The organism is Azospirillum brasilense (assembly GCF_001315015.1).
Taxonomy (GTDB): domain Bacteria; phylum Pseudomonadota; class Alphaproteobacteria; order Azospirillales; family Azospirillaceae; genus Azospirillum; species Azospirillum brasilense.
This window is the reverse complement of record NZ_CP012916.1, coordinates 722522-735509: the sequence shown is the minus strand read 5'-3', so window position 1 is coordinate 735509 and position 12988 is coordinate 722522. Positions and strand designations below refer to the sequence as shown.

Below are 12988 nucleotides of genomic sequence, written 5' to 3'. Positions count from 1 at the left end.
CAGGGGGCAGAAGGTCAGAGGGCGTCCGCGCCGTCGGGGGCAAGGCGCTTGGGCTGGATCATGGCGGTGTGGATGCGGGCCATGGCCTGCGCCTCGGTCGGCGTGCGGACCAGGCGGTACAGCATCCTCTTCAGGCCCGGCGGAGTCAGCCGGAAGCCGATCTGAAGCGAGGCCGTCGCCAGGAACTCCGAATTGGTCAGGAAACCCGACCGCCAGCACCAGACGCGGAAAGCCCATTCGTTGACGGCGTAGCGCAACCCGCCGCGGCGGACGCGCTGGGCCATGCTGGTGCGGAAGAGGAGAAGCGCCTCCTGCACCGTCTCCATGCGCGCCCCGGCCTGGAGCAGGCGGACATACAGGTCGTAGTCCTCCAGATTCCCGAAGCAGGAGCGGTAGCCGCCGATGGCGGTCAGCGCCCGCCGCCGCACCATCATGGTGGGGTGCGACAGGACGCAGTGCCATTTCATGCCCTGGCTGATCTCTTCGTGCGTCTCCGGGCTGCGCTTCACGCAAGTGATGGCGCCGGGGTCCTGTTCGAACTCCGCGTGCCAGGAGAACGATGCGTCCAGCGACCCCTGCTCGGCGAAGGCACGCGCCTGCGTCTCGAAGCGGTGGGGCAGGCAGATGTCGTCGCTGTCCATGCGGGCCACCAGATAGCCCGTGCAATATTGCAGGCCGTCGTTCAGCGCGCGGGCCAAGCCCCCCTGGTTGCGCCGCCGCACCACCACCAGCCGGCAGGCGTTGGACGCCTGATAGTGGGCGATGACCTTCTCCTGCTCCTCCCCGATCCGTCCGTCGACCACCAGCACGCATTCGCGCGGGAGAAGCGTCTGCGTATAGACGCTCTCCAGCGCGGCCTGAAGGTTGTCCGCCTTCTCGCCGGCGTAGGTGGCCATAAGCACGCTGATCGATTGAGTGTCCCGACCGTCCCTCGGTCCGCTCACGTGATTCATACCTGGTCTCCACCCCTCTTGTCGTGGCGACGCGGACGGCGTCCGGGCCCCGGCCATTGGGCACCGCCCCGCGAGGAGCGAAGCCCAGTGGCCGGGCAACAGACACCGCGGCCCTGGGATTGGAGGCGTGTGCGTGCCGCCCAGTGCCCCGGTCCCGCGGCACGCGCGCGGAAGCGGTTTCGGCGTTCCTTCCCCGGTGGCCGTCGGTCCGGCACCTGTGCGGCGCCAGCCGTCCCGTCCTTGTCGTCGTTTTCAGTGCCGTTCTTGCCCTGTCTCGTCCCTTTCCTGGTCGGTTCTGCGGGGGGCCCTCCGGTCCGCATCCCGGATTAGGACTCCCCTGGCCGTCGTCTCAGACGGTGCCGATGCACGCATAGGCACGGAATAGGTCTGTGGACGCTATCAAAGGGCGGATGGCGGGTAAACCTACATAAAGTGCAAGATAAATATCCCCTTCGCAGCGTCCCAAAGGGAAAGCCGACTGCCACTTTGGTTGATTTGGGAGAAAGCGGGGGATGCCACGCGCACAGCGGAGAAATAACGGCTGACCGCCATGAAAAGGCGGCGAACAGGGATGGCGTCTGGACGTCATCACTCCAATGAGGCGGGCCTTATTGTGCGACGCACAAGAAATGGAGGGAAAGGCAGCGTCGCCGGCTGGGCTGTGCTTCCGATTATTGCCGTTTTGTGTCGCGAGCGGAAGCCGGAAACGCCGTCCAGACACGCCAACGCCCGGCCAGAGACTGGCCGGGCGCGGACGTTGCCGAAGAGGCGGAACTGCCGATCGTCAGATGATCGGGTTGGCCTTGGAGACCGAGGAGATGGTGTTGTTGGTCACCGTCTGCTTGATGCTGTCGGCGATGTTGATCGCCGCGCGGCCGTTGTTGTTGTAGAAGGTGTTGTCGTACAGGCTCAGCGTGATCGACCCGCTGCCCTTCAGGTGCTCCAGAATGCCGCCGTTGTTGTTGAAGATCTCGTTGCCGTAGATCTTGTAGGTGACGTTGGTGGTCTGGTTCTGGCCGAGGGAGATGCCGACGTTCGAGTTGCCGTAGATCGTGTTGTTGTAGATCTCGGTGCTCGACTTGGCGAGGATGCCGGCGCCGCGCGGGTTCGAGTAGATCACGTTGTCGTGGATCTTCAGCGTGCTGTTGGCCTGGCTGTGGTCGTGGTACAGGCCATGCGACCGGCCGTCGCCGCCGCCGCTGCCGTTGTTGAAGATCGTGTTGCCGGCGATCTCGCCGCTCAGGATGCGGCCGTTCCAGCCCGAATACACCGCGTCGGTGCGCCAGCCGTTGTCGCTGATGATGTTGTTGGTGAAGTACTGGTTGGCGTTGTCGGCGGAGTAATGGACAAGGCCGTAGCCGCCGTTGCCGTCGATCGTGGAGTGATCGATGCGCAGGTTGTTGGAGGTCCCGCTGATCACCACGCCCGAGCCGCGGTTGTCGATGATCTGGGAGTTGGTGACCTTCACGTTCATGGCGCCGCCGTTGAGCAGCAGGCCGGTGTCGTTCGAACCCGTCATCGTCAGGTTGTCGAACGTGATGTTGTCCTTGTTGTTCAGGCTGACGGCGTAGCTGGCGCCGCTCTTGGCCTTAATGATCGGATCGGCGCCGGTGCCGTAGGCGCCGTAGATGATCGGCTTGTCGGACGTGCCGGAGGTCGAGACCAGCAGGCTGTCGGTCCAGGTCTCGCCGCGCTCGAACAGGACCAGCGAGCCGGCGGCGAAGCTGGTGGCGTTCACCTTGGCCAGCGACTTCCAGGCCTGGTTCGGGTTGTTGCCGGAGTTGCTGTCGTTGCCGTGCGTCGCGTCGACGTAGAAGACCTGCGAGGCCGGGGTCGCCGGGTAATCCGACGTGCCGCCGCCCGGGTTCGACGGGGCGGGCGGGGCCGTCGGCGTCGTGGGGGTGGTCGGTGTGGTCGGAGTCGTGGGCGTGGTGGGTGTCGTGGTCGAGGAGGGGAAGAACTCCTTGGGCGCGGCGACGACCAACGTGCCGTCCCACCACATGCCGGACTGGCCCTTGACCACGTCCTTGCCGTCCAGCGCGCCCTTGTCGTAGGTGACGGAGGCGTCGGTCGGATTGACGGCGTTGCCGTTGATGGTGATCTTGTTGACGATCAGGTTGCGGTCCTGACCGTTCACGAAGCCGTCGTTGTCGTACTGGATCTGGACCTTGTGGGCCTGACCGGCGGCGATGTTCGCGTTGAAGGTGAAGTCCTTGGCGGCGGTGCCGGCGGACCCCTCGCCGATGACCTTGCCGTCCACCATCACCTTGAAGTGCGGGGCGACGCCGCCCGCCAGGTTGCCGGCGGCGTTGACGACGATCTTCGTGGCGCCCGTCACCGCCTCGGCGGTCGCGGCGGGGAAGAAGTCCTTGGGTGCGGCGACGACCAGCGTGCCGTTCCACCACATGCCGGACTGGCCCTTGACCACGTCCTTGCCGTCCAGAGCGCCCTTGTCGTAGGTCACCGACGGGTCGGCCGCGTCAAGCGCGTGGCCGTTGATGGTGATCTTGTTGACGATCAGGTTGCGGTCCTGGCCGTTCGCCATGCCGTCGTTGTCGTACTGGATCTGGATCTTGTGGGCCTGATCCGCCGTGACGTTGGCGTTGAAGGTGAAATCCTTGGCATCGGTGCCGGCGGAGCCTTCGCCGATGACCTTGCCGTCCACCATCACCTTGAAGTGCGGGGCCACACCGCCCGCCACGTTGCCGGCGGCGTTGATGACGATCTTCGTGGCGTTGTCGGCGGTCGCGGCAGCATCGGCAAGCGCCAGCGGCTGCGCGGTCTGGAGGGCCTGGGCCTGGAGGAGGGAGGTCGGCGTCGCGAAGGGATCGGCGGTGGACGTTGCGGTCTCGCTGATCGTCAGGTGCGCCGTGTCGGCGCCGAGGTCGCCGGCGTAGTTCGTGTGGTCGGTCAGATCCTGGTGGTGGAGGTCGATACCCAGATCGTCCATGGTCTGCACTCTCTTCCTTGTGGGGATGCCACCGCGGTTGGTGGCCGGCGGGGCAGGCACGCGGTCGGTGCGTCCCCATCCTTTCGGTTGGCGCTCTAGCCTTTTGGCTTACCCCTTAAGACTATCCACTTCGCTGTGGCCTTAAATGGGACGATTTTAGGATAATAAATCTCAAATGCGTGATATTGTGGCCACAGTGAGGCCGATCCGCCCCGGTGGCGCGATGCTCTGACGCTGCAACCGTTGGGAAAGGCGTGAGCGCCTCCCATTGCGGCAGCGGTACCGGAAGCTGCGGTTCGCAGCCAAGGATGGCGAGACGGCGGACAAAAAAGAGGGCGCTTCCGGAATCAGGCCATCCATTGACCCGGGTCAATCCGCCGGAACCGGTCGGGGCGTAGCCTCCCTCCATGCTTTGCAAGGAGGTTTGACATGGAGACGATGGTCTTTCTGGTGCTGGCGCTTTTGCTGACCGGCTTCCTGACGGCGCTGTCGGTGCTGGGCATGGCCACGCTGCACGCCACGGTGCGGGTCATTCTTCCGGCCCGCCGCCCGGAGGCTCCCGTCCGGGTGTCCTGATCGGACCACTTATATGAAGTGGGTCAGAGGGGGAGGGGGCCGTCGTTCTTGACCTCCTCCATCACCGCGTAGGTGCGGGTTTCCCGGACGCCGGGCAGCGACAGCAGCACATCCCCCAGGAACCGCCGGTAGGCCGCCATGTCGGCCACCCGCGTCTTCACCAGATAGTCGAATCCGCCGGCCACCATGTGGCATTCCAGAACCTCCGGCGCGTGTCGGATGGCCTGGGCGAAGCGGTCGAACACGTCGGGCGTCGTCTTGTCGAGCAGCACCTCGACGAACACCATCAGCCCGAAGCCCAGCCGGTGCGGGTCGAGCCGCGCTGTGAACCCCGTGACATAGCCGTCCTTCAGCAAGCGCCGCATCCGCTCGCCGGCGGTCGTGGCCGACAGGCCGACCCGCTCCGCCAGATCCACGGCGGAAATTCGCCCGTCCATCTGCAAAATCGCCAGGATGCGCCGGTCGGTTCGGTCAAGCTCCGTCATTTTCACGCTCCAAGCCGCCTCCAGCCGTTGATATCGCGGTCTTGAAGCAAAAACAACCATGGAGGCACGGCCATCTCCGCGATAGTCTGCGGATGCCGCAGTGGAACCAGCAAAACAAAGCGGACGCTGCGGCTCTGAAAAGACGAATTGGATCGGGTAAGAGACACCGTGACCTTCGACATTGACCACAAAGCCGCGGATGGCGCCGGCACGATCCTTCTGCTGGGTGCTGGGCGCATGGGCGGCGCCATGCTGCGCGGCTGGCTGGCGCAGGGCGTGCCGGCCTCCGCCATCTCGGTCGCCGATCCCAGCCCCGCGCCGGATCTGGTCGAACTGGCTGCGCGGACCGGCGTCCGGCTGAATCCGGCGGACGGCGCCCCAGTCGATACCGCCCCAGTCGATACCCTGGTGGTCGCGGTCAAGCCGCAGATGGTCGAGAGCGCCGCGGCGGGCGTGCAGGCGGTGCTGGCGCCGCACACGCTGGTGCTGTCGATCATGGCGGGCAAGACGCTGGCCGACCTGCGCCGCCTGTTCCCGGCGGCGGGCAGCGTGGTGCGGGCGATGCCGAACCTCCCGGCGGCGGTCGGGCGCGGCGCCACCGTCGCGGTCGCCGAGGCGGGCTGCCCGGCCGAGCGGAGGGAGCGCGCCGCGTCCCTGCTGACCGCGGTCGGGAGCCTGGAGTGGCTGGCCGACGAGGCGCTGGTCGACGCCGCCACGGCGCTGTCCGGCTCCGGCCCCGCCTATGTCTTCTACCTCGTGGAGTGCCTGACCCGCGCCGGGGTGGAGGTGGGGCTGCCCGCCGACGTGTCGGAACGGCTGGCCCGCGCCACGGTCGAGGGGGCAGGGGCGCTGATGGGCGCCACCGGACAGCCGGCGGCCGAGCTTCGCGCCGGCGTGACCTCCCCCGGCGGGACCACGGCGGCCGGCCTTTCCAAGCTGATGGCCGATGACCACCTCCAGAGTCTGTTGAACGCGACCCTGCGCGCGGCGGCCCAGCGCGCCGCCGAACTGGGCGGAACCGGCCCGAAAGCCTGAGAAGCACACCCCTTTTCACCATCAGGGACCGGCTCGCCCCCGGCCTGCGGATTCGAGCGGACGACACCGATGAACAGCATGACCAACCCGACCGCCACCCGGGCCGACACCCGGACCGCCCCCCCGTCCGCCGCTTCCGGCGGCGCGGCGCCCTTCGCGGACTTCGCCCCGCCGATCCGTCCGGCGACCGAGCTGCGCGCCGCGATCACCGCCGCCTACCGCCGGCCAGAGCCGGAGTGCCTGCCCTTCCTGTTCGGGCAGGCCGCGCTGCCGCCCGGCATCGTCACCGCGGCGGCGGGCACCGCCCGCAAGCTGATCACCGCCCTGCGCGCCAAGCCGCGGGGCCGCGGCGTCGAGGGGCTGATCCACGAATACAGCCTGTCCAGCCAGGAGGGCATGGCGCTGATGTGTCTGGCGGAGGCGCTGCTGCGCATCCCCGACCACGCCACGCGCGACGCGCTGATCCGCGACAAGATCGCCGGCGGCGACTGGCAGGCGCATCTCGGCAAGGGCGGCTCGATGTTCGTCAACGCCGCCACCTGGGGCCTGCTGATCACCGGCAAGCTGACCTCGGCGGGCGGCGAGCAGGCGCTGTCCTCCGCCCTGACGCGCCTGATCGCGCGCGGCGGCGAACCGCTGATCCGCCGCGGCGTCGATTTCGCCATGCGCATGATGGGCGAGCAGTTCGTCACCGGCCAGACCATCCAGGAGGCGCTGACCAACGCCCGCCCCATGGAGGCCGAGGGCTTCCGCTACTCCTACGACATGCTGGGCGAGGCGGCGCTGACGGCGGAGGACGCCGCGCGCTACTACGCCGACTACGAAAACGCCATCCATGCCATCGGCAAGGCGTCGGCGGGGCGCGGCGTCTATGAGGGGCCGGGCATCTCCATCAAGCTGTCGGCGATCCACCCGCGCTATTCCCGCGCCCAAGCCGACCGGGTGATGGACGAGCTGCTGCCGCGCGTGAAGGCGCTGGCGCTGCTCGCCAAGGGCTACGACATCGGCCTGAACATCGACGCCGAGGAGGCCGACCGGCTGGAGCTGTCGCTCGACCTGATGGAATCGCTGTGCTTCGATCCGGATCTGGCGGGCTGGAACGGCATCGGCTTCGTCGTGCAGGCCTACGGCAAGCGCTGCCCCTACGTCATCGACTTCCTGGTCGATCTGGCGCGGCGCAGCGGCCACCGGCTGATGATCCGGCTGGTCAAGGGCGCCTATTGGGACAGCGAGATCAAGCGCGCCCAGCTCGACGGCCTGCCCGACTTCCCGGTCTACACGCGCAAGGTCTACACCGACGTCTCCTACGTCGCCTGCGCGCGCAAGCTGCTCGCTGCCCCGGAGGCGGTGTTCCCGCAGTTCGCCACCCACAACGCCCAGACGCTCGCCACCATCTACGAGATGGCCGGCAGCGACTTCCAGGTCGGCAAGTACGAGTTCCAGTGCCTGCACGGCATGGGCGAGCCGCTCTACAAGGAGGTCGTCGGCCCGCTGAAGCGGCCCTGCCGCATCTATGCGCCGGTCGGCACGCACGAGACGCTGCTGGCCTATCTGGTCCGCCGCCTGCTGGAGAACGGGGCCAACAGCTCCTTCGTCAACCGCATCGCCGACCCGGCGGTCCCGGTCGACGAGCTGGTCGCCGACCCGGTGGCGGTCGCCAGGGCCATCGCCCCGCTGGGCGCGCCGCACGCACTGATCGCCCTGCCGCGGAACCTCTATGCGCCGGAGCGGGCGAATTCCGCCGGCATCGACCTGTCCGACGAGACGGAGCTGGCCCGCCTGTCCGCCGCCCTGTCGGCCAGCGCCGAAATGACTTGGACCGCGGCGCCGCTGCTGGCCGACGGCGAGCGGGCGGGGCAGGCCCAGCCGGTGCGCAACCCGGCCGATCGCCGCGACGTGGTCGGCACGGTGACTGAGGCGAGCGAGGCCCTGGTGGCGGAGGCCTTCGGCCACGCCGTCGCGGCGGCGCCCGCCTGGGCCGCCACCCCGCCGGAGGAACGCGCCGCCAGCCTGTTCCGCGCCGCCGACGCCATGCAGGAGCGGATGCCGACCCTGCTCGGCCTGATCGTCCGCGAGGCCGGCAAGTCGCTGCCCAACGCCATCGCCGAGGTGCGGGAGGCCATCGACTTCCTGCGCTATTACGGGGCGCAGGCGCGCGACCGCTTCGACAACGCCACCCATCGCCCGCTGGGGCCGGTGGTCTGCATCAGCCCGTGGAATTTCCCGCTGGCCATCTTCTCCGGCCAGATCGCCGCGGCGCTGGCCGCCGGCAACCCGGTGCTGGCGAAGCCGGCCGAGGAAACCCCGCTGATCGCCGCCGAGGCCGTGCGCATCCTGCACGCGGCCGGCATCCCCGCCGGGGCGCTCCAGCTTCTCCCCGGCGCGGGCGAGGTCGGCGCCGCCCTGGTCGGGAACGAGGCGGTGCGCGGCGTGATGTTCACCGGCTCCACCGAGGTGGCGCGGCTGATCCAGCGCCAGCTCGCCGGGCGCCTGCTGCCGGACGGTGGGACGATCCCGCTGATCGCCGAGACCGGCGGCCAGAACGCCATGATCGTGGACAGCTCCGCCCTGGCCGAGCAGGTGGTGGGCGACGTGATCGCGTCCGCCTTCGACAGCGCCGGCCAGCGCTGCTCCGCCCTGCGCATCCTCTGCCTGCAGGAGGACGTGGCCGACCGCACGCTCGCCATGCTGAAGGGCGCCATGCGGGAGCTGCGCATCGGCAACCCGGACCGGCTGGCCGTCGATGTCGGCCCGGTCATCAGCGAGGAGGCCCGCGCCACCATCGCCGGCCACATCGAGGCGATGCGCGCCAAGGGCCGCAATGTGGAGTTTCTGCCGCTGCCCGCCGAGACGGCCGAGGGCACCTTCATCGCCCCCACGGTGATCGAGATCGGCGGCATCCATGAGCTTGAGCGGGAGGTCTTCGGCCCGGTCCTCCACGTCGTCCGCTTCCACCGCGACGCTCTCGACGCCCTGGTCGACGCCATCAACGCCACCGGCTACGGCCTGACCTTCGGCCTGCACACCCGCATCGACGCCACCATCGAGCGGGTGACCGGGCGGATCGGCGCGGGCAACGTCTACGTCAACCGCAACACCATCGGCGCGGTGGTCGGCGTGCAGCCCTTCGGCGGCCACGGCCTGTCGGGCACCGGCCCCAAGGCGGGCGGCCCGCTCTACCTCTCCCGCCTGCTCAGCCGCCGTCCCAAGGGCTGGCTGGAGTTCCGCGGGCCGGACGCCGCACGCGCGGCCGGGCTGGCCTACGGCGAGTGGCTGCGCGCCAAGGGCTTCACGGCGGAGGCGTCGCGCTGCGCCGGCTACGTGGCGCGCAGCGCCATCGGCGGCGGGGCGGAGCTGAACGGCCCGGTGGGCGAGCGCAACCTCTATGAGCTGCACGGGCGGGGCCGTGTCCTGCTGCTGCCGCAGACGCGGACGGGCCTGCTGCTCCAGCTCGGCGCGGTCCTGGCGACGGGCAACAGCGCCGCGGTGGACGCCCCGCCGGAGTTGGCCGAGCTGCTGCGCGGCCTGCCCCCGGCGCTGGCCGCGCGGGTGCGGACCACGGCGGATTGGCGGGACGCCGGACCGCTCGCCGCGGTTCTGGTGGAAGGCGACCGCGAATGCGTGACCGCCATCAACCGGCGCATCGCGGAGCTTCCCGGCCCGATCCTGCTGGTGCAGGCGGCGACCCCCGAGGCTTTGGCGGCGGGGCGGGGCGAGGGCTACGACCTCGACCTGCTGCTGAACGAGCGCTCGGTCAGCGTCAACACCGCGGCGGCCGGCGGCAACGCCAGCCTCGTCGCGATGAGCTGACGGGGCGAAATGGACGGGTTGCGGGTCGGGCGGCGCGCCGCCTACCCCGCAACCTCCCGTTCGATCACCAGCTCCTCGTCGTCGATGCGCAGGAAGGACCCGACCTCCAGATCGCCGCGCGCGATGGCGTCGTTGATGATGATCTGCGCCTCCGCGAGTGTGATCGTCCGGTCGTCAAAGAAAACCGGCCCGTCGGCGTGGCGGATGATCCTGAACGTTGCGGTGGTCATCCGGGTATTCTCCTTTGGCAATGCCCTTTGGTTAACCAGTGCGCGGCCCATTCGTCGCGAATCCCCCGATGCTCCCGCGGCGGAGCGGGCGTCAAACGAAACACGAGGTGCGTCAATGGTCGGAATGTTCTATTTGCGGATAGTTGACCGGACGCGAACCAACGGGTAGCCAAGAGGTCGGGGGCACTGCAGCGCAAGGAGGACCATCAGGGTGAAAGACGACGCCGAACTCATCCGCCATCCGTTTTCCGAAGCACCGGACAATGGAACGGTCCGGGAGGTGGCGCCGGGTGTGCTGTGGCTGCGCCTGCCGCTGCCCTACGCACTGGACCACGTCAACCTCTACCTCTTCGAGGAAGGGGACGGCTGGGCGCTGTTCGACACCGGGCTTGGCGACGACGTCAGCCGCGAGTGCTGGGACCGGCTTCTGCGCGGCCCGCTGGGCGGCAAGCCGATCGTCCGGCTGGTGGTCAGCCACTTCCATCCCGACCATGTCGGTCTGGCCGGCTGGCTGCACGAGCGTTTCGCCCCGCCGCTGCACATGACCCAGAGCGAGTATTACTACGCCAAGCTTCTGCAACAAGGGCGCGACCCCCAGGCGCTGGAGGCGCAGGACGCCTTCTACCAAGCCGGGGGCCTGTCGCCCGACGAGATCCAGCAGATGCTCGGCCGCGGCCTCAGCTACCTGAACCGCACGACCGGGCTGGCGCCCAGCTTCGAGCGGATGATCCCCGGCCAGACCCTGCGGCTGGGCGGGCGCGACTGGCGCATCCTGACCGGCGGCGGTCATTCGCCGGAGCAGGCGATGCTCTATTGCGCCGCCGACCGGCTGTTCCTTGCCGCCGATCAGGTCATCGCGCGCATTTCCCCCAACGTCAGCGTCTCCGCGATGCAGCCCAAGGCCGACCCGCTGGGGCTCTACCTGTCGTCCCTGGCCGCGATCCGGGAGGAGGTGGCGGCGGACTCGCTGGTCCTGTCCGGTCACAGGCTGCCCTTCTACGGGCTGGACCACCGCACCCGCGCGCTGGAAGCCCACCACGCCGACCGTTGTGCGCAGATCGCCGAGGCCTGCCGCGGCAAACCTCTGAGCTGCAAGGAACTGGTGCCGGTGCTGTTCCGCCGCGCGCTGGACTCGCACCAGCTGAGCTTCGCCTTCGGGGAGGCGCTGGCTCATCTCAACCACATGGTCGGGCGCGGCGAGCTGCGCATCGAGACGCGCGCCGACGGCGTGCTGGCCTACCAAAGCGCTTAACAGGGCGGGCGCCACCTCACCGGCAGACGCGGTACGGCCCCATGTCGAGGTGGAAGTGGTCGCGGTGGGCCTCGTTGTAGTCGGGGCCCAGCACCGCGCGGAAGACCTCGCAGGCGCCGTCGCGCACCTCGCGCAGGAAGGCGCGCTTCCGTCCATCCGCCGACGTCCAGTCGCCGGGCAGGGCGATGGTGGTGCCGTCGGCCAGCGTGAAGCCGGCGATGTCGAGGGCGTTGGCGGTGGCGTGCTCGCTGCGGCGCCCCTCCGCCCGGCCGTAGACGTTGCGGCAGGCGTAGCTTCCCAAATGCCGGACCCGCGCCACCCGCTGGCCGAAATGCCGCTGCGCCGCGGGCTGGAGCGTGTGCGTCTCGAACAGCATCCAGGCGGCGGCGAGCGGGCAGGTGACGGTGAAGCCGCCGTTGAAGGCCACCGCCGAGCGGCTGACCTGCACCGCGTCGGTCAGGCCGCAGCCCGGACCGGTCTGCCGGTCGGTCACCGGACTGAAGCGCAGGCCCGCGTCGCCCAGTACGGCGTGGCACTGCCGGGGCGCGCCGTCCAGCCGGGACAGCTTGAGACGGGTCAGCAGGTTCGGCACCTCCCCGATGTCCAGCGGCGCCCAGGGATCGTAGCGGGGCGGAACCGTGACCACACCCGTTCCCACCATCGCCGCCCCGCCCATGACGGCCAGAAACAGCAGGGCAGTCACCCATCGCAAAAACCGTGCCATGCGTCAGCCGTTTCTCCCCGTTGAGCTGCCGCAGTCTGAACAGCCGGGACGGTCGCGCGGCTCCTCCCGGAATGTATTCCCCCTAATTGCTTATGAACCGGCGGTGGGGGCGGACTGTTGTCCAAGCGGCGGTTCATCCGTTCGTGCAATTGGACGGAGCGTGACTTCCATGCCACAGTTTCAGCGTTGCCCTTCGTCACGCGGTGAGGGAGAGTCCGATGTCCGATGCACATGATGAAGTCCTGGCCATGCAGGGCCGGACCGAACGCGCGAATTCCACGATCCCGCTCACCGCTTCCTCCGCGCTGGCCTCCGCCGCCGCGCTGTTCCGGAAGATCGAAACGCCCCCGCCGCTCCCGCCCGCCGAGGAGTGGATCGTCGGCGACGCCGGTGCCTTTGGCATCGGTGCCTATGGGCATCTGCCCGCCGCGGCCCCTGCGGCGTCAGTGGCGCCGGAGCTGCTGGCGCGGCGGGAGTTGGCGGCACGGCTCGACGGCGGGATGGCCGAGGACACCGCCAGCTGAGGCGAGATCGCCGTTCAGCCGTCCTTGCGATAGAGGGCGACCAGCGCCGTGAGAACGGCGGGGTCGTCGTAGCGGCCCAGGAACAGGTCGCCAATGGCCCGGCGCAGCAGGATGCTGATCCGGGCGCGGGCGCGGCCATGAACGGCGCCCTCCAGCCGGCGGCAGCGGTTGCACAGCAGGCGGACCCGCTCCACAGCCGAGCGGGTGATGCGCAGCGCCTCGACGCTGACCAGGATGTCGGTGGTCGCACCGTATTCGGCGGCCTCCGGCCAGGGCACGCGGCGCCCGCGTCCGTCGCGCCACGTCTCGTCCGCCCCGTCGTACCAGCGTCCGTCGGGCAGGCAACGCACGACCACCCCGTCGGGCCGCCCGCAGCAGCGGCAACGCAGGTTTCCCGAGGTCTCCCCCACACGCACCGGGTCGAGATAGGGAGCGCGGATCTGCATCCG

General features: G+C 69.2%; 11 protein-coding genes. 5 read left to right on the top strand and 6 right to left on the bottom strand.

All coding sequences use genetic code 11. The features are described 5' to 3' along the window. Window positions 1–14 precede the first annotated feature (14 nt). Window positions 15–896 (bottom strand): glycosyltransferase, encoded by an 882-nt coding sequence (locus AMK58_RS24575; RefSeq protein ID WP_051140671.1) that lies wholly within the window; start codon window positions 894–896, stop codon window positions 15–17. An 841-nt stretch (window positions 897–1737) separates the two neighbouring features. Further along, window positions 1738–3903, bottom strand: a complete 2166-nt coding sequence (locus AMK58_RS24570) for a carbohydrate-binding domain-containing protein (RefSeq protein ID WP_059399558.1) — start codon at window positions 3901–3903, stop codon at window positions 1738–1740. Window positions 3904–4332: 429 nt separating this feature from the next. Here AMK58_RS24570 and AMK58_RS30995 point away from each other — a divergent pair, with 429 nt between their 5' ends. Next, a complete protein-coding gene (locus AMK58_RS30995) occupies window positions 4333–4479 on the top strand; it encodes a hypothetical protein (protein ID WP_167555935.1) in 147 nt (48 codons plus the stop codon). A gap of 23 nt (window positions 4480–4502) precedes the next feature. On the opposite strand, the gene AMK58_RS24565 is transcribed toward AMK58_RS30995, so the two are convergent. Beyond that, window positions 4503–4964 (bottom strand): Lrp/AsnC ligand binding domain-containing protein, encoded by a 462-nt coding sequence (locus AMK58_RS24565; RefSeq protein WP_035679469.1) that lies wholly within the window; start codon window positions 4962–4964, stop codon window positions 4503–4505. A 237-nt stretch (window positions 4965–5201) separates the two neighbouring features. On the opposite strand from AMK58_RS24565, the gene proC reads away from it, so the two are divergent. Together proC and putA are read left to right on the top strand one after the other, a co-directional pair. Further along, window positions 5202–5999 carry a pyrroline-5-carboxylate reductase gene (gene proC, locus AMK58_RS24560; protein ID WP_236778353.1) on the top strand — a complete coding sequence of 266 codons (798 nt, stop codon included), beginning with the start codon at window positions 5202–5204 and terminating at the stop codon, window positions 5997–5999. A 69-nt stretch (window positions 6000–6068) separates the two neighbouring features. Further along, on the top strand, window positions 6069–9809 hold the full coding sequence (gene putA / locus AMK58_RS24555; protein WP_059399557.1) for a trifunctional transcriptional regulator/proline dehydrogenase/L-glutamate gamma-semialdehyde dehydrogenase: 3741 nt from the start codon (window positions 6069–6071) through the stop codon (window positions 9807–9809). Window positions 9810–9850: 41 nt separating this feature from the next. Here putA and AMK58_RS24550 read toward each other — a convergent pair whose 3' ends face one another. Then, entirely contained in the window at window positions 9851–10039 is a 189-nt protein-coding gene (locus tag AMK58_RS24550) for a hypothetical protein (protein WP_035680009.1), read from the bottom strand. A 211-nt stretch (window positions 10040–10250) separates the two neighbouring features. Here AMK58_RS24550 and AMK58_RS24545 point away from each other — a divergent pair, with 211 nt between their 5' ends. Further along, window positions 10251–11291 carry an MBL fold metallo-hydrolase gene (locus AMK58_RS24545; RefSeq protein WP_051140728.1) on the top strand — a complete coding sequence of 347 codons (1041 nt, stop codon included), beginning with the start codon at window positions 10251–10253 and terminating at the stop codon, window positions 11289–11291. Window positions 11292–11307: 16 nt separating this feature from the next. On the opposite strand, the gene AMK58_RS24540 is transcribed toward AMK58_RS24545, so the two are convergent. Further along, entirely contained in the window at window positions 11308–12015 is a 708-nt protein-coding gene (locus AMK58_RS24540) for an extensin-like domain-containing protein (protein WP_079285320.1), read from the bottom strand. 218 nt (window positions 12016–12233) lie between these two features. Between AMK58_RS24540 and AMK58_RS24535 the strand changes: the two genes are divergently transcribed. Beyond that, a complete protein-coding gene (locus AMK58_RS24535) occupies window positions 12234–12539 on the top strand; it encodes a hypothetical protein (protein ID WP_035680012.1) in 306 nt (101 codons plus the stop codon). Window positions 12540–12553: 14 nt separating this feature from the next. Here the strand turns inward: AMK58_RS24535 and AMK58_RS24530 are convergent, their stop codons facing one another. Then, window positions 12554–12985, bottom strand: a complete 432-nt coding sequence (locus AMK58_RS24530; RefSeq protein WP_051140729.1) for a hypothetical protein — start codon at window positions 12983–12985, stop codon at window positions 12554–12556. Between the last annotated feature and the right edge of the window lie 3 nt (window positions 12986–12988).